The 26,731-nt window shown below is 34.8% G+C and carries 26 protein-coding genes; 18 read left to right on the top strand and 8 right to left on the bottom strand.

Annotated elements, in window-relative coordinates; translation table 11 throughout:
• Positions 1–177: 177 nt before the first annotated feature.
• Positions 178–2,010, top strand: a complete 1,833-nt coding sequence (locus tag B3D98_RS21445; RefSeq protein WP_288585980.1) for a DUF262 domain-containing protein — start codon at positions 178–180, stop codon at positions 2,008–2,010.
• Between the two features lie 656 nt (positions 2,011–2,666).
• Here the strand turns inward: B3D98_RS21445 and B3D98_RS21440 are convergent.
• Together B3D98_RS21440 and B3D98_RS21435 are read right to left on the bottom strand one after the other, a co-directional pair.
• A complete protein-coding gene (locus B3D98_RS21440) occupies positions 2,667–3,221 on the bottom strand; it encodes a hypothetical protein (protein ID WP_048393709.1) in 555 nt (184 codons plus the stop codon).
• A 272-nt stretch (positions 3,222–3,493) separates the two neighbouring features.
• Complete coding sequence (locus B3D98_RS21435; protein ID WP_281216091.1) at positions 3,494–3,673, bottom strand: hypothetical protein; 180 nt, start codon at positions 3,671–3,673, stop codon at positions 3,494–3,496.
• A gap of 240 nt (positions 3,674–3,913) precedes the next feature.
• Between B3D98_RS21435 and B3D98_RS21430 the strand changes: the two genes are divergently transcribed.
• The 5 genes from B3D98_RS21430 to B3D98_RS21410 all read left to right on the top strand — a co-directional run bounded on the left by B3D98_RS21430 (position 3,914) and on the right by B3D98_RS21410 (position 8,615).
• Entirely contained in the window at positions 3,914–4,135 is a 222-nt protein-coding gene (locus tag B3D98_RS21430; RefSeq protein ID WP_112118072.1) for a hypothetical protein, read from the top strand.
• Positions 4,136–4,281: 146 nt separating this feature from the next.
• Complete coding sequence (locus tag B3D98_RS21425; RefSeq protein WP_115674167.1) at positions 4,282–4,803, top strand: DinB family protein; 522 nt, start codon at positions 4,282–4,284, stop codon at positions 4,801–4,803.
• Between the two features lie 444 nt (positions 4,804–5,247).
• On the top strand, positions 5,248–7,200 hold the full coding sequence (locus B3D98_RS21420; RefSeq protein WP_054549998.1) for an LTA synthase family protein: 1,953 nt from the start codon (positions 5,248–5,250) through the stop codon (positions 7,198–7,200).
• A 323-nt stretch (positions 7,201–7,523) separates the two neighbouring features.
• Positions 7,524–7,736 (top strand): hypothetical protein, encoded by a 213-nt coding sequence (locus B3D98_RS21415; RefSeq protein WP_288585971.1) that lies wholly within the window; start codon positions 7,524–7,526, stop codon positions 7,734–7,736.
• A gap of 240 nt (positions 7,737–7,976) precedes the next feature.
• Positions 7,977–8,615 (top strand): NAD(P)H-binding protein, encoded by a 639-nt coding sequence (locus B3D98_RS21410; RefSeq protein WP_279495642.1) that lies wholly within the window; start codon positions 7,977–7,979, stop codon positions 8,613–8,615.
• 134 nt (positions 8,616–8,749) lie between these two features.
• Here B3D98_RS21410 and B3D98_RS21405 read toward each other — a convergent pair whose 3' ends face one another.
• Both B3D98_RS21405 and B3D98_RS21715 read right to left on the bottom strand, forming a co-directional pair.
• Complete coding sequence (locus B3D98_RS21405) at positions 8,750–8,938, bottom strand: hypothetical protein (protein WP_048395071.1); 189 nt, start codon at positions 8,936–8,938, stop codon at positions 8,750–8,752.
• 327 nt (positions 8,939–9,265) lie between these two features.
• Complete coding sequence (locus B3D98_RS21715; protein WP_048395072.1) at positions 9,266–9,463, bottom strand: YjcZ family sporulation protein; 198 nt, start codon at positions 9,461–9,463, stop codon at positions 9,266–9,268.
• A 388-nt stretch (positions 9,464–9,851) separates the two neighbouring features.
• Between B3D98_RS21715 and B3D98_RS21395 the strand changes: the two genes are divergently transcribed.
• Entirely contained in the window at positions 9,852–10,382 is a 531-nt protein-coding gene (locus tag B3D98_RS21395; protein ID WP_048395075.1) for a sigma-70 family RNA polymerase sigma factor, read from the top strand.
• Positions 10,383–11,378, top strand: coding sequence for a DUF4179 domain-containing protein (locus tag B3D98_RS21390; protein WP_279495641.1), 996 nt, complete (start codon positions 10,383–10,385; stop codon positions 11,376–11,378). It begins immediately after the preceding gene.
• A gap of 181 nt (positions 11,379–11,559) precedes the next feature.
• On the opposite strand, the gene B3D98_RS21385 is transcribed toward B3D98_RS21390, so the two are convergent.
• The 3 genes from B3D98_RS21385 to B3D98_RS21375 all read right to left on the bottom strand — a co-directional run bounded on the left by B3D98_RS21385 (position 11,560) and on the right by B3D98_RS21375 (position 15,731).
• Complete coding sequence (locus B3D98_RS21385; protein ID WP_288585964.1) at positions 11,560–13,050, bottom strand: serine hydrolase domain-containing protein; 1,491 nt, start codon at positions 13,048–13,050, stop codon at positions 11,560–11,562.
• 170 nt (positions 13,051–13,220) lie between these two features.
• Positions 13,221–14,345 carry a hypothetical protein gene (locus tag B3D98_RS21380; RefSeq protein WP_048395081.1) on the bottom strand — a complete coding sequence of 375 codons (1,125 nt, stop codon included), beginning with the start codon at positions 14,343–14,345 and terminating at the stop codon, positions 13,221–13,223.
• Between the two features lie 381 nt (positions 14,346–14,726).
• The gene (locus tag B3D98_RS21375; RefSeq protein ID WP_279495639.1) at positions 14,727–15,731 is read right to left on the bottom strand and encodes a hypothetical protein; all 1,005 of its coding nucleotides are present in this window, start codon (positions 15,729–15,731) and stop codon (positions 14,727–14,729) included.
• Positions 15,732–16,093: 362 nt separating this feature from the next.
• Between B3D98_RS21375 and B3D98_RS21370 the strand changes: the two genes are divergently transcribed.
• The 4 genes from B3D98_RS21370 (at position 16,094) to B3D98_RS21355 (ending at position 20,482) form a co-directional block, all read left to right on the top strand.
• Entirely contained in the window at positions 16,094–17,623 is a 1,530-nt protein-coding gene (locus tag B3D98_RS21370; protein ID WP_412758714.1) for a spore germination protein, read from the top strand.
• Positions 17,624–17,644: 21 nt separating this feature from the next.
• Positions 17,645–18,742 (top strand): spore germination protein, encoded by a 1,098-nt coding sequence (locus tag B3D98_RS21365; protein WP_048395089.1) that lies wholly within the window; start codon positions 17,645–17,647, stop codon positions 18,740–18,742.
• Positions 18,739–19,929: a Ger(x)C family spore germination protein gene (locus B3D98_RS21360; RefSeq protein ID WP_279495638.1), complete on the top strand. Its 1,191-nt coding sequence runs from the start codon at positions 18,739–18,741 to the stop codon at positions 19,927–19,929. Before B3D98_RS21365 ends, B3D98_RS21360 begins: the two co-directional genes overlap by 4 nt.
• 91 nt (positions 19,930–20,020) lie before the next feature.
• Positions 20,021–20,482, top strand: coding sequence for an SAM-dependent methyltransferase (locus B3D98_RS21355; protein WP_279495637.1), 462 nt, complete (start codon positions 20,021–20,023; stop codon positions 20,480–20,482).
• 67 nt (positions 20,483–20,549) lie between these two features.
• Here the strand turns inward: B3D98_RS21355 and B3D98_RS21350 are convergent, their stop codons facing one another.
• The gene (locus tag B3D98_RS21350) at positions 20,550–21,245 is read right to left on the bottom strand and encodes a response regulator transcription factor (protein ID WP_279495636.1); all 696 of its coding nucleotides are present in this window, start codon (positions 21,243–21,245) and stop codon (positions 20,550–20,552) included.
• A 126-nt stretch (positions 21,246–21,371) separates the two neighbouring features.
• On the opposite strand from B3D98_RS21350, the gene B3D98_RS21345 reads away from it, so the two are divergent.
• From B3D98_RS21345 to B3D98_RS21320, 6 genes are all read left to right on the top strand, one after another.
• Positions 21,372–22,997 carry a flavin-containing monooxygenase gene (locus B3D98_RS21345; RefSeq protein ID WP_288585958.1) on the top strand — a complete coding sequence of 542 codons (1,626 nt, stop codon included), beginning with the start codon at positions 21,372–21,374 and terminating at the stop codon, positions 22,995–22,997.
• A gap of 20 nt (positions 22,998–23,017) precedes the next feature.
• On the top strand, positions 23,018–23,749 hold the full coding sequence (locus B3D98_RS21340; RefSeq protein WP_288586042.1) for an SDR family NAD(P)-dependent oxidoreductase: 732 nt from the start codon (positions 23,018–23,020) through the stop codon (positions 23,747–23,749).
• 31 nt (positions 23,750–23,780) lie between these two features.
• Entirely contained in the window at positions 23,781–24,734 is a 954-nt protein-coding gene (locus B3D98_RS21335; protein WP_103118510.1) for an alpha/beta hydrolase, read from the top strand.
• Between the two features lie 136 nt (positions 24,735–24,870).
• A complete protein-coding gene (locus B3D98_RS21330; protein ID WP_048395101.1) occupies positions 24,871–25,287 on the top strand; it encodes a YugN family protein in 417 nt (138 codons plus the stop codon).
• A 151-nt stretch (positions 25,288–25,438) separates the two neighbouring features.
• Entirely contained in the window at positions 25,439–25,600 is a 162-nt protein-coding gene (locus B3D98_RS21325; protein ID WP_167444838.1) for a hypothetical protein, read from the top strand.
• 44 nt (positions 25,601–25,644) lie between these two features.
• Entirely contained in the window at positions 25,645–26,721 is a 1,077-nt protein-coding gene (locus B3D98_RS21320) for a PQQ-dependent sugar dehydrogenase (protein WP_288585953.1), read from the top strand.
• Positions 26,722–26,731 lie beyond the last annotated feature (10 nt).

The raw sequence follows: 26,731 nt of genomic DNA, 5'->3' as shown, positions 1-26,731 counted from the left end.
ACTTTTTCTACTACTCTTTCGAAACTCATATGTACCCCTATAAAGATATTTTAAAGCAGTATAATACATTTAATATTATACTGTTAATATGTTCTAATTAATAGAAAATGATTAATTATTATAATATCCAAATTGATTTTAATTAAGAAGTAAACTTGTTAAAGGAGCAAATGAAATATGTCACAAATTACAGGAAACGCGATAATTGTACGTACTCTTTTTAATAATCGTTATACGGTTCAGTATTATCAACGTGAATATAATTGGGAAAGAAAGCAAGTTGAAGAGTTGATTGAAGATTTAACCAGTGAATTTTTGGAGTATTATCAGTCAGGCGATACCCAACGGGATGTTATGCAATATGGGAGCTATTTTTTAGGTCCCATCATTCTGACTAACGATAATGCCATAATAGATGGGCAACAGCGTCTTTCTTCTATAACGTTGTTACTTATTTATTTGAATAATTTGCAGAAATATTCAACTTATCCCAAAGTAAATATTGATAACTTAATTTATTCTGAGATGTATGGGCAAAAAACATTCTGTATTAATGTTGAAGAAAGGGAAGCTTGTTTAGCAGGACTTTTCGATAATGGAACTTATGATATTACTAATGAAACATCAGAAAGTGTAATTAATTTATTTAGCCGTTATAAAGACATTGAAGAACTCTTTCCAGATGAAATAAAAAGAGAAGCTCTCCCTGTGTTTATCGAGTGGATAATTGATAATCTTGTTTTCATTGAAATAAAAACTATTTCTGAACAAGATGCTCATAGAATATTTGTAACGATGAATGATAGGGGATTGAGGCTTACTACTACAGAAATGCTTAAAGGTTATCTTCTTTCAGAGATTAGTGACAATAATATGAGAAACAGGGCAAATGATTTATGGAAAGACAGAGTGTTAAGATTAAAAGAAATTGAAAAAGATGGAGATACTGACTTTATTAAAAATTGGTTACGAGCACAATATGCTCAAACAATAAGAGAAGGTAAAAAGGATTCTGCAAACAAGGATTTCGAAATCATCGGAACTACCTTCCATAAATGGGTTAGGGAAAAGAAATCACTAATAAACTTAGATAAAAGTGTGGATTTCGAAAAGTTTATCTTAAATGAATTTAATACTTTTTCAGACATCTTCATTCGGTTAAAAGAATATTCCAACACGTTTAATAAAGAATATGAATATGTTTATCATAATGCGGATAGAGGTTTTACCTTACAGTATCTAATCATCCTGGCATCTATTGATAAGGGTGATACAATCGATATTATCAACAAAAAAATACGTTTAGTTTCTTGCTTTATTGACCAGTTTATTGCAATACGTGTATTTAACTTTAGAACAGTGGATTATTCTTCTATAAGATATACTATATTTAATTTAACCAAGAAAATTAGAAGAAGAAGTATTGACGAACTTGTCCTCATTTTTAAAGACTATTTATCTGGAATGGACCAGACATTAGAAGGGATAGACAGCTTCTATTTAAATCAATTTACACGGAGATATATGCTACATATTTTATCAAGGATGACTTACTATGTGGAAGAAAGCTGTGGGATAAATAGTAGTTTTGTAACCTATGTCAATCGTCAACAAAAAAATCCATATGATATTGAGCATATATGGGCAGATGATTATACTCAAGCCAATCATCAAAACGAATTTTCTACGGAGGAAGAATTTAAGACGTTTAGAAATCGATTTGGAGGATTGTTAATTTTGCCAAAGGATAAAAATAGAAGCTATCAGGATATGGAGTACAGTAAAAAGGTTTTGAAGTATGATAGTGAAAACCTGTTGGTAAGAACTTTAAATGTTAACTGTTACAGTAATAATCCTTCATTTTTAAGATTCATTCAGAATAACAATTTACCTTTCAAACCATATGCATATTTTAACAAAGCAGATTTAATGGAAAGACAGGAGTTGTATAAAGAAATTTGCAAAAATATTTGGAGTATTAAATTGTTTGATGAAATTGCTAACTCTTAAAAACTTTGTATAACAAAAATGTGTGCGAGTTTAATCATTTTCTTAAATGATTAAACCCCTTAAATCTTAAGACTTTGTTTAAGTGTTTAAATGATTGAAAAATGTGTATTAACTTGTGAATAAAAGTTTGGAACCTGAGTTATTTTATAAAATTATTATTCTTATTGGGATACAGACCGTGAGCGGATTTAGGAAAGTAATGTCAGGAAGAATGCTTGAATTACTATTTGGGAAGCGTCAAAATGCGATTAAAAGGTGTCTTTAAAATCAGAAAAAATAATGATAATATGATAATGAAGATGATTACGGTCTAAGTTCGTAAAAAGAACGAATCCCTAACAATTTGAAAAATTGCCTTCGCACCCTATAAAGCCTGAATTAAAAGCAGGATAGAGCAACGGCCTTCTAAGCCGTCGGTCGGGGGTTCGAATCCCTCCTGGGACGTTAATAAAAGCCTTACAGCCACAACGGCTGTAAGGCTTTTTATTTTTATACATTGATGTATAAGTCTCTCGATAGTGCCTAAGAGGTGCCAAAATCAGTCTTTTTCATCGAAAAGTTTATCAAAATGAGAACTAGCTCGTTGATCTGTTTCTTGTAAAGTGGTATTAAATGTGAAACAAGACAGCCCAGAGACAGTCCTGCTAAGAATGTTTTTAAAATAAACTAGAAAAGAAATTTTTCGTAGTATTAACAATTGAATTAAAAGTAGAGGAAATGAAATTAATAGCAGCACTTATTGCATTTTTTACAGTTTCCACAACAGTAACAAAAACATTTAAAACTTTATCCATAATATCTTGTATAAAGGCACCGACTTTATCAGCAATAGTAAGGATGAGTGTTTGAGCTGCAGGATGCTCTTCACCAAAATCTATCAACGAATCATAGTATTTATTGATCATGTCTTCGGATTTTTTTAAAGCTTCCTCTTTTTTCTTCCGCATATTTTCAAAAAAAGCTGTTTGATTTTTATCATTTTCTAACTGCTTAACATTTTCTTTTAAGTCTAATTCTTCTTGTACATAAAAACTATTAACGTTCTCCTGATATTCTTGTGTTAGTTTTTGTAATTCATCAGGTGCGTCTGATAATGAAGGAGCTTGAAGTCCAATGAACGCTGCTAAAGAAAATTCATTGGTTTGCTCTCCCGTATAAGCATCTCTCATTTGATTCATAATACTACTAAAATTTTTTACTGCTACTGTCATAATTATTCCTCCTAGTAATTTAATTGTTGAAACAACTATAGATTATCAATAAAAGGTTAAAATTAGGTTAAAAAACATAAATTTACTTTTTTGTTTTAATATATAATATACTGGCTATGAGATAAGTTAATTAAAATAATATGTATTTAATAATAGTAGAAACACCACTCCATGATGGGTGGTCTCAATCTTTATATAGGGTTACATGATGTGGAGAAAATTAAAAAAGACCATCTCTAATAGAGTGGTCAAAAATACTAACTTGTCTTACATTATAATGAAGTTGACTTACCTTTTTTCTCATCCATAATAAGGTCTTCTTCACGTTGTGGGCGAGGGGCTTCCGTATATTCTTTACTCCCATTAGGTTTTTTTTGGTCTACTCCACTAGCAAATGATTGTTTTGTTGGCTCGTCTGTTGCAAATTCTGTATTTTTTCTGTCTCGTTTCATGTCGACACCTCCTAAAGATATTATTTATCTTATCCAATAAAATATCCCTTGTTTATTTCTATTTCATCCTTAAAATTTCAGATCACCCCAAGACTATGTAAGGTAAATTTAGTAGGAAATTTCTGATGTTTGGATTTTGCATAAAATAATTGATTTTTTAGAAAAAATGAATTTTTATGTTAAAATAAACCAAAGAAAACATTTTAGAAAAGTACCGCGCTTTGATTGGAGGTTGAACAGGTGGATGAGAAGAAGAAGGGGAAATTACAAATCCTCGTAATAATTTTAATGATATTACTTTTGGTTGCAACGTTTGTTTTATTTTTCATAGGTAAATATATGTTGGCATTTATTTTATTTGGAATTTTTATGCTAATACTAAATTTTATTAGTAGCTGGAAAAACTTAGATAATGCAGATTACGTTTATCAAAAAATTCATAAGAGTGACCAGAAGTGGTAATTACTAGATATTTAGCTTAGAAATGTTGCTATACTTATGTTACTTGCAGTGCTTATTTGGATAGCTGAAAGAGCAAGAAGGATTCCTCACTTTATATGAAGAAATAGTGAGTTATAATGTTTTTCAACAACTACGGAGGTGCTTTTTTGCAAACATTTTTTAAATATAATTGGCTAGTTAGGGAAGACTGGTTTCGTTGGTGTGAAGAGTTGACTGAAGAAGAACTTTTGCAAAACAGAACTGGTGGGATGGGCAGTATTTTGCACACACTTTTCCATATCATTGATGTTGAATGGAGTTGGATTCGTCTATTACAAGGTAAAACTGATTTTCAGGAGAGCTTTGATGAATATAATAGCTTGGAAAAAGTTCGTAAATTGGAAGCAGCATTTCATTTAGAAGTCGAAAGCTTTGTAAATCAATGGGATGACAGTATGGAAGAGCGTATACTTCATATTCCATTAGACGATGGTAGTATGGAGACGCATACATGGGGTGAAGTCATTCGTCATACCATTGCACATGAAATTCACCATATAGGACAATTATCAATTTGGGCAAGGGAAATGGGGAGAGCGCCTGTTTCTGCAAATCTAATCAGAAGAGGTCTTTCTTCATCATTGAAAGATTCAGTAGGTGCTCAAATAAATAAAGAAACGTTTAAATAGAGTGAGAGACACTGTAGAAATATATATATGCTAGAAAAATGTTGCAATAATATCCAATTGTTTATTAGCAAAAAGTGAATAGCGTACCAGAGTATCTTCCAATTCATTTGAATGGAAGATTTTTTGATGCCCAAATAAGAGAAATTGCGAGGTAAATTTCATATAGATATTTAAAGAACCAACCATCTCTATTATGGCGTAAAATACCCAGTAAACATTAGNNCTAATGTTTACTGGGTATTTTTTGGACAATATTTAGGTTAATTAGCAATATTTATATGAAGAATAGCTAACAACTTGACAGAAGTTTAAATGGGGAGTACTATACATTGGTCGCGAAAAAAGCTATTGTAACGTAACATTTTAAAAGTGCAATACAGTACTTATCAGTTAAGTTCATATATATCTAGATTTTAATTTAATCAGTAAAAGGTAGGTGCAAAAATGAAAAATCTAGCAAATAAAAAAGATAACCTATTACAAAACTTTTTAGGAATTTATATAGTAGCAGTATTAATGTTATGGATTAAAACATACATCTCTCAACTATCACAATTTGACTTAGGTGTAGAAGGAATCATTCAACAATTCCTTTTACTAATAAATCCGCTGGGCTCAGCAATGCTATTTCTAGGATTTTCATTTTTATTTAAAGGAAAAAGAAAATACACATCACTCGTTGTTGTCTACACTTTGATGTCTATTGTTTTATATGCCAATATTGTCTATTACCGATTCTTTAGTGATTTCATTACATTACCTACACTTTCTCAAACGCAGAACTTTGGAGATTTAGGCGGCAGTGTTCTTTCTTTATTAAAGCCTTATGATATCTTGTTCTTTGTGGATGTAATGGTTATGTTTTATCTACGATTCTCTAAAAAAATCCAAAAAGATACCAAACGTTTTGGCTATAAAAAAGGAATGGCAATCATTGCCTTTGCATTAGCGGTATCAATCCTTAATTTAGGACTAGCTGAAACTAATCGTCCTCAACTATTAACACGAGGTTTTGATAGAAACTATATTGTGAAATATCTAGGGATGTATAACTATACGATTTATGACTCAGTTGAAACGATGAAAGCCTCTTCTCAGAGAGCTTTGGCAGATAGTAGTGATATTACTGAAGTAATTAACTATACAAAGTCAAACTATGCCAAACCAAATGTCCAATATTTCGGTGCAGCAAAGGGAATGAACGTTATCTATTTACATTTAGAATCATTCCAAAACTTTTTAATCGACTATAAATTAAACGGTGAAGAAGTAACACCATTTTTAAATTCATTAGCAAAAGATAAGAATACATTGTATTTTGATAATTTCTTCCATCAAACAGGTCAAGGGAAAACGTCTGATGCAGAATTTATGCTTGAAAATTCTTTATTTGGATTACCACAAGGATCTGCTTATATTACAAAAGCACAAAATACGTATCAGGCAGCTCCTAGTATTTTAAAAGATTATGGTTATACATCAGCTGTATTCCATGGTAATAACGGAAGCTTCTGGAATAGAAATGTAATTTATAAATCATTTGGCTTCGACAAATTCTTCGATGCTAGTTACTATAACACAGGTACTTCAGAGGACATGGCTGAATATGGTTTGTTAGATAAACCATTCTTTGAACAATCTCAAAATCTTTTAAGCTCCTTACCACAACCTTTTTATACAAAATTAATTACGGTAGGGAATCACTATCCATATAAAATGAATCAAGATTTAGTGACAATTGATAAAGCCAATACGGGAGATGCAAGCGTTGATAATTATTTCCAAACAGCTCGTTATGCAGACGAAGCAATTCAACAGGTCTTCCAGCAATTAAAGGAATCAGGATTATATGATCATTCAATGATTGTTCTTTATGGTGACCATTACGGTATTTCCGATAATCATAATAAAGCGATGGAACAAGTCATTGGAAAAGAGATTACACCATATGAAAGTGCTAATTTACAACGTGTACCATTATTTATACATGTTCCAGGCATACAAGGTGGGACCAACCATAGCTATGGTGGCCAAACAGACCTACTGCCAACGTTATTGCATTTACTAGGAATTGATTCACAACAATTTGTTCAATTTGGTTCAGACTTATTATCAGAAGAGCATGATGAAATTGTACCATTTAGAAATGGCGATTTTGTCAGTCCTACTATTTATTCAATTAATGAAAAATATTATGATAATAAAACAGGCTTACCATTAGACGACAGTCAATTAGAGGAAGCAAAGACGATTAAAAATGAAGTAGATCATAAATTGGCGTTATCTGATAGAGTCGTGAATGGTGACTTATTGAGATTCTATACGCCAACAGGTTATACGCCAGTTGATCCTTCTCAATATAATTACTCTCCTGATGAAAATGTAGAGTCTAAATAATTTAAGGCAGTTCAAGGAATTGTGTACGATATCAAAGTCTATAGGATATCATACCCTTACCTTGAATTGCTTTTTTATTGGTCATTTTTGAATAAGTATGGCAATACCAAGGTTTTATATTCTCCTTAAGGTTCAAATAGAAAGTTGGACTAACGGAAAAAGCGATTCAAATCCTTTAATAGTAAGGGTTTGAATCGCTTTTATTAGTAAGGAGAGGAAAGAACAAACATGATGGCACTCATCATCCTTACTTATTTCTTTTTAAAGCATAATTTAGATGAAAAAAGGAAAGAAATAGGTGTAAATTTGAGGAGTTGATCGGGATGGAGTTTTATAAAGACATAGTCATTTATTGTTATAGTTGTCGTAAAAAGACTGTGTTTACATGTCAAGATACACATGAAAAAAAGGGTGTCGATAGTCACTGCAGTGAATGTACAGGTATTTGGTTTGAATGGCAAAACCGAGCTGTCGAGAGAGAAATGGAGAAGTGGATTGCCTATAATAAAGACTTAGTAAATAATATAAACCACTGATCTAGTTAAGCTGAATACACCTAAAAAGTGTAATTATCAAGTTAGTACGATGAGGCGTTGAAGTGCCATTTTCTTTTAAGAGAGTGGTTCTTTTTCTTTTGCTTAGACAAAAGCTCTAGCTAGAATAAACAAAATTACTATTTCTTTATCTCATTTGATAAAGAGAGGTGAATAATAGAATTATTGAATCTAAACCATGATTTGCCCGTATACATATTATTATGATAATTAGGGGGCATCATGGACGTTTATAAAAAGATAGCAATTATCGGTGGAACAGGTAAAGCGGGGCGTTACATTGCTTCTAAAGCATTAGAGAAAGGGTATCACGTGCGGATGCTTGTTAGAAACCCAGAAAAGTTAGTTTTCAGAGACAGTAGGATTGAGGTAATAGAAGGAAATGTACAAAATATCGAGGATCTTCAAAAGCTATTAAAAGATTGTCAAATCGTTATCAATACTTTTGGTCAACCCATGAAAGAAAAACCAATTTATAGTAAAGTAACGGAAAATATATTGGGAGTCATGTCTGATTTACATATGGATCGTTATATTGGGGTAACGGGTGGATCGCTAACCATTGCTGGAGATACAAAGAGTATTATAAATAGAATGGGTGCAAAGATATTTGAAATTATTTATTCAAAAATGATGGTAGATAAGAAAAAAGAATGGCATCTCCTTAGCAATAATCAAGTTATCAAATGGACACTAATTCGGCTTCCATTTATAGTAGAGGGAAATGAAGTAGGGTTCATAAAGGAAAATCTTAGAGATATGCCAGGTACAAAAATAACAAATAGGGATATAGCTACATTCATCATTAACCAAATAGAAAATCAAAAGTATGTACAAAAAGCACCGTTTATCTCCAATTAATCTAATTTAAAGGAGAGGGATAGGGTCAGCGCCTCAACTAAATGACTTTATCCCTTTTGAATGCCCAACAAAATTTTCCTTTGCCTCAATCGTATTGGTACAAAAAATCAAATGACATCCTTTTGAGCAGTTTTTTAATTAAAACCTTCTCCAATAAACCTTCCAACTCCTCTCAACAACCAATAAATGATTCTAAATGGGAGGAAAAGTAATTCTGGTATCCAAATTAGTACATCAAGAAATAAGTCAATTAATGAATATTGATCTTTACGTCTCTTATCTCTTCTCTTTTTGTTTTTCCTTCCTTGCAACCATTCTCTCACATTACTCGACCCCTTTTACAATGGCTTTTTCTTAAGTAAGTATACGTTTCATGGTTTTAGGTGGTTTCATTTTTAAAAAACTTTATGATGTAAAAGCTGATATGGGGCGTAAATGGAAGTAAAAATGTTGGCTTATTATATTTCTTTAGCGATGTGTATTACCGCAAATGTGGGAAATGGAGAATTTAAAATTAAATAAGGTGAAAGACAAGCAGGTTTAAAAAGGGTCACTAGGCTGGAAGTGACCCTCTTTGCTGTGGATGTATCGACATTAATGTGAGCTGCTATTAATGAAGATCATCCCTTTTTCATGTTTATCAATAAATATTAATATTCTTTTTGCACGAATGTTGCTCCGACAATAATCAGAAGAATGAATAGCACAACAATTAAAACAAATGTTGAACTATTGTTTTTGCCGCCATAGTCCATGCCACAACAACCCATACTATAACCGCCGCTATAGTCATTACCATAGCCTCCATAACAACAATTGAAATTACCCATGTTTCCAAAGTATCCCATCAAGATCTCTCCTTTCTTCAGTTTATTGTATGAATGCCGTTGAAAGAGAAAAGGGTATTCGTCTAATGAATCGTATTTAGGTAATTTTAAAGAGAATTTTGGGTGAAGGATGAGTATCACTAAACCCTTGATAGGATGAAACTCAAAGGCGCTTGTTACAGCCTGATGATTAGTTGTCAATCCAGTCCATAAGATAAAAAATAATTTTTTGATGCATGATGATGGAGCGGGTTTGAAACAGTAAGTCTATGTTTTTCCGTTTCTATTTTTAGCTACAATGTGTTGCGGAAAGGAATCATTTGTTTTTTTATTTAAATAATGTGAGAGTTTTCTTTCATTTGCTCGTTATTACTTGTAGAGAAGAAAGGAAAGGAGGTTTTCTAACTTCGTGTATTCATTAATTAATCAGCTACAAAAAAAGGATGAACAAGCTTTAAGAGAAGTGATTAACAAATATGGAGGTTATGTTAAAGCCATTGTAGTGAAAGTGTTACAGCCCAATCAAACAGCTATTGAAGAATGTATCAACGATGTTTTTCTAACCATTTGGCAAAAGAGTATTCAATTTACTGGCGATGAGATTGATTTTAAAAAATGGATTGGCGTTATTGCAAAATATAAAGCGATTGATACATATAGAAGCCTTCAAAATAAGCCTAAAACAGTCGAGTTACTTTCATCAATTTCAAATAGCAAGGATCTACCAGAAAGAATCGTCGAACAAAAAGTACAAAAAGAGCAACTATTTATCAGTATTTTAAATTTAAGTAAAAACGATCAGGAAATTTTTCTCTTGAAATACTACTTAGGATATTCCAACGGAGAAATCGCTGAGATATTTGGTCTATCTAAATCAGCTGTAGAAAATCGTTTATATCGAGGTAAGTTAAAGTTAACAGAAGAGCTGGGAGGTATCTAAATGAACGAAAAGGACTTCATCGAAATAGATATTGAAGAGATTGAACCAATTGAATTATCTGATTGGGAAAAGATTAATATTGAAAAAAGTGTTTTACGGTCATCTTCAACCAAGAAGTATGTATTTAAAAAATGGAAGTGGGTTAGTATTGTCGCCATGCTCACATTTATTTTTGCTAGTAGCAGCATTTGGCTACCTGTAGTGGCTAATCGAGTACCAATTGTACAGCAACTATTAAATAGCAATGATAATCCCCAATTACAAGTATTTAGTGATAATGCATCAACCATCAATCAAATAGACGAAAGTAACGGAACCTCCATTGAATTAGCTGAGGCTTTTTTCGATGGAACGATTGTATCGGTTAGTTATGAAATGAAACACGAACAATCGATAGATGAACCCCCTCTATTTTGGAAGGGCGATTTAGAAGTCAACGGAAACAAGTTAGACGTACTTAGTCATCAAATCGTTAAAAAGAATGAGGCTACTTGGATTGGTATGTTTACAGCGAGAATTTCAGACAAAGTAATTGGTGAAAAGGTAAATGTTCAATGGCGTCCTCAAGATTTTATAGGTATGGAAAATACGACTCTTGTAGAAGGAGCTTGGGACTTTCAGTTAGAACTTACACCAACCCGAGCCTATTCAAGAAAAGTAAATATACCATTTGGTAATGATCAATACCAGTTATTTTATAATCAAATAACAGAGGGAAAATATATAACCACTCTTTATTTTGAGGGAAATCTTGATTGGGAGACAGAATTTTTAATGGTAGACATAAAAGATAATCTTGGAAATGTATATGAAAATGTAGGAACAACAACTATTAAAAGCGGTTCTGGGCGAGTAAATGGTTATGTTGAGGTTTTTATACCTGATTCTGATATTCGAACGCTAATCATTACGCCAACTATAAGAATTGTTGACGAAAAAACATTAGAGCGGAAAGAGCTTGTTCCGCTCCCAAGTATTAATATTTCTCTAAAATGATATGGTCTGTCCCTACAACTTGTTTTCAAAGGGCTGAAGGAATCAATTCTTACCTTCAAAGATGGATGTGTTAGCAATGAATGATATAGGTCAGCATCTTTACCATTAGCTCATATTACGCAGTGTTCAGTCAAAATAGAGCTATTAATTGTAGCTAAATATCTTTTAAGCTATTAAATTTTTAATTCTTCCTTTTAGTACCAATCATCATAAAGCCTAATAATAAATATAGAAGACTGGCCGAAATGGAGCTATACAACAGGAATGTAATAGAAGTTGGTGCCCAAACTTTAATAAATGTCCAATTTAAGCCGCCAAGTACTATGTTAGGCGTGATAAATAGTGCTGTCAGCATTGTCGCCACAAGTATAGTATGGGCAGATAATAACAATATTCTTTTGTAATTTAGATTTGCCATACTACGTTGTTTTTTATAAAGGTTGCGTATATTTTGAACGAATAGATAACAGAAAATAATGCTGATTGCTATGATGATAGCACATATGATTGTTACAATTTTATCTAGCTTTTGATAGCTGCTGATATGTTGCATGTCAATCGTTTTGCCCTCCCATAAATCCATGACACCTTGTCCAATCGCTGTTGTAGAGCTTGTATTCATATTGGCTAAAATAGCCACGCCGATTTGTTCGTCAGGTTGCAAAATGAAATACGAGGAAAAGGTTGGATTCTCACCAGCATGGTAGATATATGACTTTGTGTCCTTTTTCACAACTGCCCAACCGTTTGCATAGTAAGTATTCGTATCAAAAGGCTCCACTGTTAGATCTGGAGTATGCGATTCTTGAATTAAATTGTTACTGATTGAATAGATATCACTGTTTCCTACCTGTAATTTTAACCATCTGGCTATATCATTAGCGTTACTGATGATATAACCAGCGGGGATATTGCCACGATAGATAGGTGGTATGTATCGCTGCTCTCTCATTAGACCTATTTTATAGCCAGAAGCCATATGTGTGGAATGTACTTGGTGAATTCCTACAAAAGATTGATGCATACCAACAGGTTGTAAAATTTTCTGTTGAATATACTGATCGAATGGCTGTTTTGTAACTTGTTCAATGACGAGGCCTAAGACATCATAGTTGATGGTTGCATATTCAAAAGAACTCCCAGGTTGACGATTTAGTGATTGATCCAGCAGTGTTTTAACTGTTAATTCAAGGGCATTATCCGCTGTGCTTTCTGGGATTTGAGTAATGGAATTTGAGGGAATTCCGCTAGTATGAGACAATAGCTGCTGTATTGTCACAGCCTTATCCTCGCCTTTATAGGTTAATGATAACCAAGGGATATACTTTCGGAGATCATCTGATCGTTTTAACAAACCTTGTTTTTCTAATTGTAAAATAGCGAGTCCTGTAAATGCCTTAGACGTGGAGCCCAACTCAAAAAGAGTATCAGAGGTAACAGGCGTTTTTGTTTTCGTATCTGCAAAGCCAAAGCCCCGTTGATAGACGGTTTTCCCTTTATCAACAATAATTACTGAAATTCCTGGGATTTTACTAATGGTTTGCTGCTCCTTAATAAACTGATCAATTTTACTAATTGTATTATTTGATGCTGCGTGTCCAAATCCGGGTGTGAACGTAAAAAATAGTAACATTACGGTCATCATCACCGATTTCTTCATGAATAATGTCATGTTGTTTTTCTCCTTAGAACGTAATGTGCTTGTGACAACATGGTTTACTGTAACAAGAAAAATAAGGGTAAACCATCGATTAACATGACTATTTCCGGGATAACATGACAAAATTGTCACTTCAAAAAGGGCCACTCCTAAAACCAATAGGAGGGCCCTTGAAATTTTATTTAATTTGTTTCTGGCTCTGGCGTAAAATCTTGACCGTTAAATGTTAATTTAGATGGTGAGATAAGAATTTCTCTGTTCGCTTCGTAGTAAGGGTCTAAAACTTTATAAAAGGCTTCCCATTGCTCGCCAGCTTTTTCATCTTCACCCTTTTGTTCAAGGGCAACTGCTTCTTCATAGTGTTGTTTTAATTTTGCGTAATCTGCATTACTAATGCTGAATTCGATATCTGCCATATATTCCTCGAAGGGAACTGGTTTAAAGTGTGGGCGAAGTATTTCATAGAATTCATCCCATTTCTTCATGGACAATTCTTCGTCTTTATCTTTTTCAGCTTTTTGTGCCTCTTCATAGATTGTTTTAAGTTTTGCAAGTTCCTCTTTTGTTAAATCGACGTTCATATCCGCCATATACTCTTCAAAAGTTAAAGGTGGATATAATTCTTGGTAATAAGGTTCAAGAATAGTGAAAATTTTATCAATGTTTTCTGATGCCTCATCCGTTTTATTTTCTTTTACATACTTAATCCAGTTACTATAAAGTGTTTTTAGCTGTTCTTTATCTTGTGCTTTGATAACAATATTTTTTTCAGCGAATGCAGCTTCATTAATAAATTCTTCAAAAGGCTCAGGTTGCCAATTTGCTAATTCGTAAGGTCTTGTGATGTTATCCATCGCCTCATAGATTCGTTCCATTTCCTCATAATTCTCTTCTTTTTCAGCCTTTTTCATGTCAGAAAAGAGTTTCTCTAGTTGGACTAATTCTTCTTTTGTTACTTCTTTAGGTAAGCTTTTTTTATAGACGGCAAAGGTAAAGAAATCTGAGTAATCTTTCACAATACTACCCTCAACTAAAATTTCTTGCCCCTCTGCTAGCTTTAACTGCTCAATTTGTTTATCTGAGAAATTGTGTAAACCGATGTAGTAGTTTTTTCCATCTGTTCCTTTAAGGGTAATGCTGCTACCATCAAAATATTTAATGGTACCTGTTATTTTTTGTTCTATTTGAATCGTTACATTATTTGTTGTATCAACAGCTGTTGCACCAGCTTGAAGCGGTGTTAATACAGCCATCCCAAGTGTTAATGCTGAAGCTAATAGCCATGTTTTTTTAGCAGGTTTTTTCATATTTATCAATTCTCCTTTAGGTTAACTTCTGTTACCAATTATTAGACGTTTTACCAATTGAAAAAGTTTTAACTTTTTGAAAAAAATTTTAAGAAATTAAAGAGTGGAGGATTCATGATAAGACTCACTGTTTTAGTATCTGTAGTCTTTGAAAAATAGCTATTATTTACAGCACAGACCATGCAAAGGGTTGATTATCGAAGCAAAGATTTTCAAGGATTAGTGCGCTTCCAGAGAAAATTCATGGGCACGAACTAAGGCATTATTGCAGCTGATACTGTTTTAAGCTCTTTTTCTCCTTATTGAAGATTTTAGGAGAGACGCTGTCATTCTAATGCTTAATCTCATAAGATAACTTGCATCCGTTTAATCCAAGCTCTTCTACTGTTCATCCTGGAAATAGATTTTATAAAATTTGCGATTCGTTGCCTCATCATAGCCAACTTCAATTAATTCATCTATTTGGTCGATATGTTGAATATTTACTTGGATTTCAATATTGGAATCCAGTTTGATTTTACGTTTGTATTTCTTTTCAGCTTTTTCTAGCGCACTATCAGAAATGATAGTCTCATAGGGTTTGACCGAATTAATGATGATATCTTTTTGAGTAGTGTCCGCTTGCTCAAAAACAGTTTCAATATAATGATTTACTTGAAACTCCTCTTCATTTCTAAAGTAATCCAGTGTTTTATTCAAGAGCCCAAGTTTTTCTGTGCTTGTATAATTTTCTTCCTTTAAAATGAATTTTTTACATTCTGTTAATGCTAAATTGGTTTTATAATAATGTTCATCCGCTGCCTTAATTTTTAAAAATCGTTCTTGCCAATAAACAATATCTTCTTTACGTTTTGTTTTAATATACACGGCAGGAGATTGATCTGGTCCCATATCAACAATAATAGCCATATTATTAATTTTCTTAACGTTAATGCCATCCACGCCGTTCACGATCATTTGATTGTGTTCATTTTTCACATCTAAAAACATTTCTTTTTCATCAATTTTGACAATAGCGATAATCTTTTTAGCCTCATTTAATAGATAACAATTTTCAAAAAGGCCAATAAACAGTTCTCCGCTTTTGATGTTAGGATGCTGTGACACACTATGTAAGTGTTTGGCAATATTTTGTGAGTGTTCTAGGAAGTTACTTCCCTGTTCGAAAATAGCTCTTGAATACGTAAAAACTTCATTGAGTGCAATATTGCTTTCATGGAAAAATTCATATTGCTGTTCCACATCAATTTTACTAAAAGCGAGCTGTGTAAAGGCTGCTTCTAATATGACCTCAGGTTGTGTAAAAACTTCTTCTCCTAAAATAAGCGTCTCACTCAAAAAATGCAGACTATATTGTGTTAATTTACTTTCACTGACTTCTAGCATAAATTTCACCTTCTAATTTTTCATAGTAGCTAGTATACCATAAGCTAAAGATTGCTTTTATAAGTACCAGTACTCATTTAAGGCTGGTTTTGTTATGGTCACCGAATGTTAGTGTCTTATTATGAAAGAATGTTGAGGATTGGAAGTTTAAAATACTGCTGCTTAGATAAAGATAAAAACATGTAGGGATACTCTGTACAAGTGTACTAAAGAGGGTGATCAATATGTGGGAAAAGGTGATTTCCTACATGCCACATTGGCAAGTTTTTTTACAAGGCTTTTTAGCGTTTTTTATTCCATATTTAATTTATAAATTGTTCCATGTTTTTTTATTTGTTAATAAGAGCAATGGCAAAATTGAGATGAAAGAAAATAGTGAACAAGTTGAGATGGTACACATACCTATTCAAAAAACGTTAGAGCAATTTACAGGAGATTTTAATAAAGATCTTTTACAAATGAGGAAAGAACTTGGCCATAATTGGGATATTCATTTTAGAGAATTTCAAATAGGAAATACGGATAATCGTGCAGCGATCGTTTTTCTTAAAGGATTATGCGATAAAGAATTAATTGACAAACATATTTTGAAATCATTAATGAATGGACATACAAAAAAGTCGTCTGTTTTAAGAGGTCATGAATTACAACAATCAATTAGAAATGAAATCCTACCAGTGAGTGAACTGCTAGAGGAATCGAAAGTCATGAAAGCTGTTGGGAAAGTATTAACTGGTTCCACTGTATTAATTGTGGATGGCATACAGAATGTATTTATCATTGGTACGGCACATGGCAAAACTCGAAATCTTGAGGAGCCTGTTTCTGAAGCAATGGTACGTGGACCAAGAGTGGGCTTCACGGAAAAATTAAGTGTGAATACCTCTTTATTAAGACAGCATGGTGAGAATCGAAATTTATCGATTATCGAGATGGAAGTAGGCGAACGTACGAAAAAAGAGTTGGTTTTAGCCTATATAGATGAAATTGTGCAGCCTAATCTTGTCAAAGAGGTGAAGGAACGAATTGAAACAATCCATTTGGATGATGTTGCTGAATCAGGATATATTGAGCAATTGATTGAGGATGATTACCTCAGCCCATTTTCGCAAGTGCAGAGTACCGAGCGTCCTGATCGGGTTATTGCTGCTTTACTAGAGGGACGAGTCGCAATTCTTTTAGATGGAACTCCCTTTGCATTAATTGTGCCAGTCACGTTTAATATGCTACTGCAATCACCAGAGGATTACTATGAACGTTGGTTATCGAGCTCACTTATTCGCTTGCTTCGCTATTTTGCTGCAGGCATCTCTTTATTTGCCCCATCCCTGTACATTGCTTTTGTATCGTTTCATCAAGGTTTAATTCCCACTAAACTAGCGCTGTCCATGATGGCAACAAGGCAGGGGGTACCGTTTCCAGCATTGATTGAAGCCCTCATTATGGAAGTCGCTATTGAGATATTACGAGAAGCAGGACTTCGTCTACCGAAGCCGATTGGTCCGACAATGGGGATCGTTGGAGGGCTTGTTATTGGAGAAGCCGCCGTACAGGCAGGAATTGTTAGTCCAATCATGGTCATTGTGGTTGCATTAACAGCAATTTCCTCTTTTGCTATCCCTCAATATAATGCTGGTATCACGCTAAGAATGCTACGTTTTGTGGCGATGTTTTCCGCAGCTTTATTTGGACTATATGGCATCATTCTATTTTTCTTATTCCTTTGCAGTCATTTGGTAAAGCTAAAGAGCTTCGGTGTATCATATTTGAGCCCAACTATTCCGTATCGAGCAGGTGATTGGAAAGATTTTATGGTGCGAATGCCCTTAAAGATGATGAAGCATCGTCCTAGATTGTTAAAGCCAAAAGATTCGGTCCGCAAAGGGGAATAAGAGAAAGGGAGCAAAACAGCCATGAACAGCAGTATGAAAGATAAAATAACGACGTCACAAGCAGTTGTTATTATTATTAACTATATTCTTGCCACTGGGATTCTTACTTTACCTCGTGCATCTGTAGAAAAAGTAAAAACGCCAGATGTTTGGATTAGTGTATTTTTAGGTGGAGTCGTTGCAATGATTGCAGGTGTAATCATTGTGAAGCTAAGCCAGCAATACCCTGACAAAACATTTTATCAATATAATCAAGATATCATAGGGAAGTGGTTAGGCTGGTTTATAAGTGCGTGTGTAATTGCCTACTTTTTTACCATTTCTGCCTTTGAAGTTCGCATCATGGCTGAAGTAACTTCTCTCTTCTTATTAGAAGGAACCCCCACTTGGGCGATTATTTTGCCTTTTTTATGGGTTGGACTTTACTTAATAAGCGGTGGCATCAACACAATCGCTCGTTTATTTGAAATCATTTTTCCTATTACCTTTGTTATTTTTTTACTTGTGGCCTTTTTAAGTTTAGGGATTTTTGAAATCGATAATTTGAGACCAGTACTCGGTCTGGGCGTTGTTCCGATGTTAAAGGGAATAAAAACAGCGACACTGGCATTTTTAGGGCCTGAAATTATGTTACTACTTGTGGCATTTATGTACCCCTCAGATAAATCAAAGGCCGTAAAGGTTGTACTGGCGGGTATAGCCATACCTTTGCTCTTTTATGTCATCACGGTTGTGATGGTCATTGGTGCTCTATCCATTGAGGGGGTTTTGACAAGGACTTGGCCAACAATTGAATTAATGCGAAGTTTTGAAATCCCTGGTTTAATTTTTGAACGCTTTGAGTCATTTCTTCTTGTAATTTGGATTATGCAAATCTTTGCTACCTTTACGATTACTTATTATGCCGCTACTTTAGGATTAGCCCAACTGTTTAAGAAAAATATGCATCCCTTCTTATATGGGCTACTTCCGATTATTTACATTATTGCGATGACACCTAAAAATATTAACGATCTATTTACATTTGGCGATAAGATTGGTCATGCTGCATTAATTTTATTTGGTGTAGTACCGATAACCTTACTCCTTATTTCGAAATTGAAAGGAAAGAAAGCATGAAGCGAATACAGTGTTGTGTACGTTTACTTCTAGTTGCAACGGTAACCTTACTTCTTACTGGATGTTGGAGTAGTAAAGAGATTGAGGATTTAGGCCTTATTGTAGGTACATCATTGGATTTAGAAACGGGTGATGTTTCCTCTGAAGAGCAACAAGATGCTAGGTATGCAAACAGACAGTTGCTAACAATTACCAATCAATTTGTTACGTCAGAGACTACGGTTTCTGGAACAAAAGAGGGAGCATTGCCAGAAAAAGCGTATAAAAATGTTTCTGAGACAGGTGATGCGGTGTTACCAACTTTACGAAATATGCTGTTAAAGGTTGATAAACGTTCCTTTGCTGAACATTCCAAAGTAATTATTATCGGTGAGGAATTAGCTAGTACTATCAATCTTCAACAAACGTTGGATTTTTTTCTAAGAGAATTAGAAATACGGCCGAGTGGACTGCTCTTTATTGCTCAGGATCAGGCAAGTCAGGCACTTGAAACAAATGAACCAACTAAAATTCCTGCCTTTCAATTAGTAGAAATGATGGAGGGACATGAAAGGACGACTAAAATTTTACCTCCGATGACCGTAGCCAAACTAGAGGGGAAGCTGTATTCAGACTCTAGCTTTTTATTGCAAAATGTGAGTACGGAAAATGGAGAAGTAAAATTTGCAGGCGCTGCTATCATTGAAGGAAAAACCAAAAAGCTAAGAGGATTTTTAAATGAGAGTGACCTAGAAGGAATTGCATGGATGTCTGGCGATGCGAAAGGTGGCCTTGTCAAAGGCTTTGATGAGGAGTCAGGAGCACCTATTGTGTATGAAATTATTTCAGCTAAAAGTAAAATTATTCCACATGTAAAAGGGGATCAAATCTCCTTTACGATAAAAATTCAATCAGAGGGAAGAATTGCTGAACATTGGGTTCTCTCCGATAAAGCATTTGACAATCAATTTTTGAAAAAAGCAGAGAAAGTATTTGAAAAAGAGATAGAGCGATTAGTGAGGAAAGCACTAGATAAAACGCAACATGAATTTCAAACAGATGTTTCTGGGTTTGGCAATAAACTAAGAATCGATTACCCGAAAGTATGGCAAAAAAGAAAAAAAGAATGGGATCAAACGTTTAGTGAGGTTCCTATTACATGTGAAGTGAATGTTTCCATTAAGGATTATGGCACGTCAGGTGATTAACATCGTTAATCATCTTTTTTTCTGTCCATTTAGTCTATACTGAAATGAAAGGACATATAGTAGATATTCGAAAAGATGGGGGATAAAAGACATGCAATATACTATTCAATCAATCGCTACCGTTCGTAATAATCGGCAAATGTTAAAAGATGATCATTGGGGAGAGATTATTTCAACTATTGAACTTGCTGATTATATCCAAGAGGCGTCCTTAAAAGGAATAGAAGATTTTTCTCATCTAGAGATTATTTTTTATTTTGATAAGGTTACAGACGATCAAATTCAATATGAGGCAAGACATCCGAGAAATAATCATGATTATCCAGAGGTTGGCATTTTCGCACAAAGAGGTAAAAATAGACCCAATAAATTAGGAAGTACAATCGTTGCCTTGTTAGAGGTCAAATCAAGAGGATTAATCGTTCAAGGGCTAGACGCCATAGATGGCACACCTATACTAGATATAAAGCCTGTAATGAAAGAATTTTTACCTAAAGAGGATGTTAAACAGCCAGCGTGGTCAATAGATTTAATGAAGGCCTACTGGGCGTAATAAAATTGTTAAAGCGAAGACAATTGTGGGTTACTAAAAAAGGGGAGTAGCGTGCTCCCCTGATTTTTTAAAGAATGATTCCTTCTTGATAAAGAATGCTAATGGCATGAGAGCGATTTTTGGCACGCAATTTTTTGATAGCAGATTTTACATATTGTGTAATGGTTAATTCACTTAATTGCATAACATCTGCTATTTCCTTTGTACTATCTCCCTGCGCTACCTGTCTCATTACCTCTAATTCACGCTTGCTCAGAAAGCCCTCTTTTTTGCTATTTCTAGCTTGTATGATAAGCTGTCCAATCATGTTTCCAAAGGTGGTCATGTCATCTAACAGCTTATCATTTATATCGATTTCCTCTTCTAATTGAGTACTACAAATATAGCCAAAAACATATGACCCAATGAAAATAGGGACAATTAAAAATGTATTATTTTGCGAGGGAATAGAATATTTCATACTGATATTTTTTAAATAGTCCATTCCTGTGCAAAATTTAGCCTTCTTATCTTCAATAGCAGCATAAATAATAGGGAAGCTACGAATCTCCTCACGAATCTCACCGATATGACTACCACCCGATTCATTTAAAAAAATGATTCCTTCTGCTACAAAGCCTATTGGAGAATACCTCAATAAATAGGCATCCTTGATAGGAAAAGCATCTAAATATACCTGCAAAATGTGTATCAACAGCTCTTCATGGTTGGCATAACTTTTTACTGTGTCGAAACGTTTTTGAATGGTATAAAGATTGGACATGACCTATCCCCTTTTTTAAGTATATACTACGCTTGAAATAAGGAATTTTCAATATTTTCTGTAAGTTGTAGTATTTAAGCTAAGTAAAGCCATATTTCTCTATTTTGGCGTAAGGAGGAGCAACAGGTGAGTAGTCAAACAATTAAAGAGGTGGATGCAGTTGTTCTAGGTGCTGGGTTTGCAGGTCTGTATATGCTACATCAGTTGAGGAGTAAAGGCTTTTCAACCATTGTATACGAGGCTGGAGATGGTGTAGGTGGTGTTTGGTATTGGAATCGTTATCCTGGTGCTAGATGTGATATTGAAAGCATCTATTATAACTACACATTTTCAAAAGAATTATATGAAGAATGGACTTGGACATCTAGATTTCCAGAGCAAGCGGAAATATTACGCTACTTAAATTACGTAGCCGATCGTTTTCAATTGCGATCAGATATCCAATTTAACACAAGAGTCACTGCAGCTCATTTTGATGAAAAACGACATAAATGGATGATTCATCTAAACGATGGGCAGTACATTTTAACAAGGTACTTTATTACAGGAATAGGCTGTCTATCTGCAGCAAATGTTCCTAACATCCAAGGGTTGCAACAATTTAACGGAAAATGGTATCACACGGGGCATTGGCCACATGAAAAGGTTGATTTTACTGGGAAGCGTGTAGGAATTATTGGGACAGGCTCAAGCGGGATTCAGGCAATACCTGTTATTGCAAAAGAAGCAGAGCAGTTAACGGTGTTTCAACGCACTCCACAATATACGATTCCCGCTCGTAACCATGCATATGAAGAGGACTTTATCAAAGAAACGAAGAAAAATTTTGAAGCGATAAAACGTTCCATGAGAAATTCGGTTTCAGGTACACCTTTTGCACAAAATCAGCAATCTGCAATGGAAGAACCTGATGATAAGAGGCAGGCGGTTTTTGAGAAAGCTTGGGCACAAGGTGGCTTTGCCTTCTCAGCTACTTATCATGACTTGTTAACGAATGAACAGTCCAATGAAAAAGCGGCAGAATTTATTCGCTCCAAAATACGACAGATTGTGAAAGATCCTGTGGTTGCAGAAAAACTATGTCCTAAGTATATGTATGGCACGAAAAGACAGGTTTTAGATAGCGATTATTTTGAAACCTATAATAGGGAGAATGTTTTACTGGTTGATGTCAAAGAATCACCTATTCAAAAAATAACAGGAGAAGGTATTCAAACGGCGGATAACCATTTTGATTTAGAGATCATCATTTTTGCGACAGGCTATGATGGCATGACAGGGCCATTATTTAAGATTGATATCCGAGGAAGGAATGGCGTGTCATTAAAAGAGAAGTGGAAGGATGGGGCAGCTGTTCAAACCTATCTTGGACTCACAACAGCAGGTTTTCCTAATTTATTTATGATTACGGGACCAGAAAGCCCTTCTGTTCTCGTGAACATGCCGATTGCTATTGAGCAGCATGTCGAATGGATTGCCGATTGCATGCATTATTTGCGTGAGCATGACATTGATCTTGTGGAACCAACAATAGAAGCAGAGGAAGCTTTGAGCACACATTGTCGAGATGTCGCTAATGCAACACTCTACGACAAAGGTGATTCCTGGTATACGGGAGCCAATATTGAGGGCAAACCTCGAAGTTTTTTAATCTATCTAGGAGGATTTGATTATTACACAAAACATTGTAATGAGGTGGCTCAAAACAATTATGTAGGCTTTAAGTTAATGAAATTAAAATCAATATCATAGTTTGTGAGAGGGGAGCATATATCAATATGGAGCAACAAGTAGTCATTATTACAGGTGCTGGAAGTGGTATAGGAAGAGAGACAGCAAAATTGCTTGCCACTATGGGCAAAGCATTAGTTTTAGTGGATTTTGATGATAAAAGTGGACAAGACACACTACATGCTGTTAAGGAATATCACCAACAAGCAATTTTTGTCCAAGCTGATGTTTCACAAAGCAATGATGTCAAAAAATATGTGGACGCTGCAAAAGAAACATTTGGCAGGATTGATGCTTTTATCAATAATGCAGGTGTTTTAAGCCCACCTACACTACTGGGAGATTTAGAAGAGGAAACGTTTGATAGAATAATCTCGGTCAATCTTAAAGGGGCGTTTCTCGGCTTAAAGTATGTATTAAAAGAAATGGAGCAACAGCAATCAGGTGTCATTGTGAATACATCCTCAGCAGCTGGTATACAGGGACAACCCTATCTAGGTGGTTATGCGGCAAGTAAGCATGGTGTAATTGGATTAACTAAAACGGCAGCCATGGAATATGGACCTAAAGGGATTCGAGTGAATGCAATTTGTCCCGGTGGCGTGATGACAAACATGACAAAGGGATTGGCATCAAGTCCAGAAGAAAATGGACCATTACGTAGATTAGCAAACCCTACTGAAATCGCAAATGTAATCGCTTTCTTAATTTCGCAGGAAGCTTCTTATGTGAATGGTGCTGTCGTCCCAATTGATGGCGGTTTAACATCGTAAAAACATTTTAAATAAGAGAGGAAGGATTTTAATGGAACATCGTATTGATTCAGAACTAAAAGAAACGTTAGCAATTTTTCCCCCATTAGATTTGGATAATGTACAAGCTACAAGAGAAGGAATGGCAGCCGTTGCTGTACCAGCTCCAATTGAAGAGCACATCATAGTAGAAAATAAAGTCATTCAAGGGCCTGATAATAATGATTCTCTTCGTCTTCGTATTTATAAGTCAAAAGAGCAAAAGGAAATATACCCAGGCCTGCTATGGATTCATGGTGGAGGTTATGTCTTAGGAGCACCAGAGGGTGATGATGTGCTTTGTCAGCGTTTTGTCAATGAAGCGAATTGTGTTGTAGTATCTGTAGACTATCGACTTGCGCCTGAACATCCTTATCCAGCTCCGCTTGAAGATTGCTATACAGCGTTAAAATGGGTAGCAGATCATGCGGATGAATTAGGGATAGATCCTACCCGTTTAGGGATTGCTGGAGCAAGTGCTGGTGGTGGGCTCACAGCTGCACTTGCACTACTTACACGCGATCGAAATTATCCGAAGCTTAGTTTCCAAATGCCGCTCTATCCAATGATTGATGATCGCAATAATACCCCATCTTCATTAGAAATTACGGGACATATGATCTGGAACCACTCACTCAATCAAAAGGGATGGGAAATGTATTTGAATGGAGAAAATGGTAGCGACAATGTAGCACCATATGCTGCCGCAGCTAGAGCGGATGATTTATCAGGTTTACCATTTACTTATACATGTGTTGGTCAACTTGATCCATTTCGTGATGAGACTTTACAATATGTAACCAAGCTATGTCAGGCTGGAGTAGATGTTGAATTCCACTTATACCCAGGCTGCTATCATGGCTTTGAGAGTATTGTTCCTACAGCCGCAGTCAGTCAAAGAGCTGTCACAGAGTATGTAGAAGCTGCTAAATATGTGTTACATCGAAATATTTCAGTGCCTTTATAAAAAATTTACGAAAATCCCGAAACCATAATCTACTCAGGTTTCGGGATTTTTTTGTTCAGCAAAATGATCTCTTAGCTAGTTTGTAATATCGTATTTTAGGTTAAACTTTTATCGAGTGAAAGGAGGAGAAGATAAATTGTTACAATTTGATTCAAAAATCGTTGGAAAAGAGATAGGATTTGGCTATTTACGAGATAAAATTGCCGATCGGGGTTTCACGATCGGCGGGAATTGGGAGTACTATAAAGGTAGCTTTGACTCGGTTTTATGGAAAGAGGCAGGAGAAACTATTTATTTACGTGTCCCTTTTATCGTCACATCAGGAGAGCTTGATAATGAAGATGCTCAAATTCGTTTTCAAAAGCCATTTGTCATTAAGCATGTTGAGAATATTGGTCTAGATTATGATGAGGGCTCCTTACTAGATGCAACTGGTGTTAGTCAATTTCAAACTCCGCTTGATAAAGATGGATACATTCATGATAAAAGTAGATGGATTCAAGCAGGTGAACAAGCTGTGGAAGAAAAAGTACTACCATTTTTCATTCATTAGTTAGATAAATTTAAATAGCTGCTGCAAGAAATTATATGTCTTTTATCCTTATTATTTTGGGAACATATAATCAAAAATATAAATAGAATTGTCGTAAGAATTTTCCAACATTATAATGATATTAGCACGTACTACTATATGAGGTGAGTTTATGGATAAAATAGCTATAGATGATTTTCAGCATTCCTATCAGAAATTGCACCAAGAACGACTCATCCATCGTAAAGAAGCCTTTCTAGAGGTGTTAGAGAAAACAAGAACATTTGGTGAAATAATCCTGTTTGAAAGTATAAAAAGTAAGAGAGGCGTCTAGGTGGCGTCTCTTTCTATTTTTCATAAATGAGAGGATGATTAATCATGGGACGTTACATACCTTTAATACTGCTAACGATGATTCTATGTGTTGCTTGTACGTCAACGAAGGATAATAACGATAATAGGTTAGAAAGTGAGGAAAATCATGCTAAAGATGCCATGAATTCCTCTATTGAAATAATAGCAGATCAATTGCAGACACCTTGGTCGATTCAAAAAAGTGGAGATGTCTTTTATATAGCAGAAAGGCCAGGAAGTATTGTAAAGATTGCGGAAGGGGGCGTTGATAGACAGCAGGTTATCCTGAAAAAGGAGCTATCAACTGCTCCAGAAGCTGGTATGTTGGGATTTGTGTTAGCACCTAATTTTCCTACTAGTCAAGTTGCCTATGCGTATTATACGTATGTCGAGGAAGAGGAACAATTTAATCGAATTGTTACGTTAACGTTTAGCGATAATAAATGGCTCGAACAGAATCTTATTATGGATCGAATAAAGAGTGGTACATACCATCATGGGGGACGTTTGAAAATAGGTCCTGACGGCAAGCTGTATGCAACGGTAGGAGATGCAACACAACCTTCTTTAGCACAGGATGCGGAAGCTTTAGAAGGGAAAATTTTGCGCATCAATTTGGATGGCACCATACCGAATGATAATCCTTTTCCTCAATCCTATATATACAGCTATGGACATCGAAATCCACAAGGCTTAACATGGTCTAATGATGGTACGATGTATGCCAGTGAGCATGGCAATGCAGGAAATGATGAAATTAATATCATTGAGAAGGGAAAGAATTATGGCTGGCCTCTTATTGAAGGAATGGAGAAAGAGCAGGGGATGATAACACCTCTTTTTACATCCGGTGCTTCTAACACATGGGCACCATCAGGCATTGCTATTGTAAATGATCAATTATATGTCGCTGCCCTAAGAGGCACAGCAGTCCTAGCTTTTGATATAAATAAGAACAAACACAATGAATTACTATCAGAATTTGGTAGAATTCGTGATGTCTTTGTGGATGAAAAATTTCTTTATTTTATTAGCAATAATACAGATGGTCGTGGAAATCCGCAACCTCAGGATGATAAACTATATCGAACGCCATTGTGATATAATATTT

Origin of the sequence: Lysinibacillus sp. UBA5994 (assembly GCF_002429725.1) — a bacterium.
In the GTDB taxonomy this organism is placed as follows: domain Bacteria; phylum Bacillota; class Bacilli; order Bacillales_A; family Planococcaceae; genus Lysinibacillus; species Lysinibacillus capsici.
Note: the sequence above shows the minus strand (reverse complement) of the source record. Positions and strands in the feature narration are given on the sequence as shown.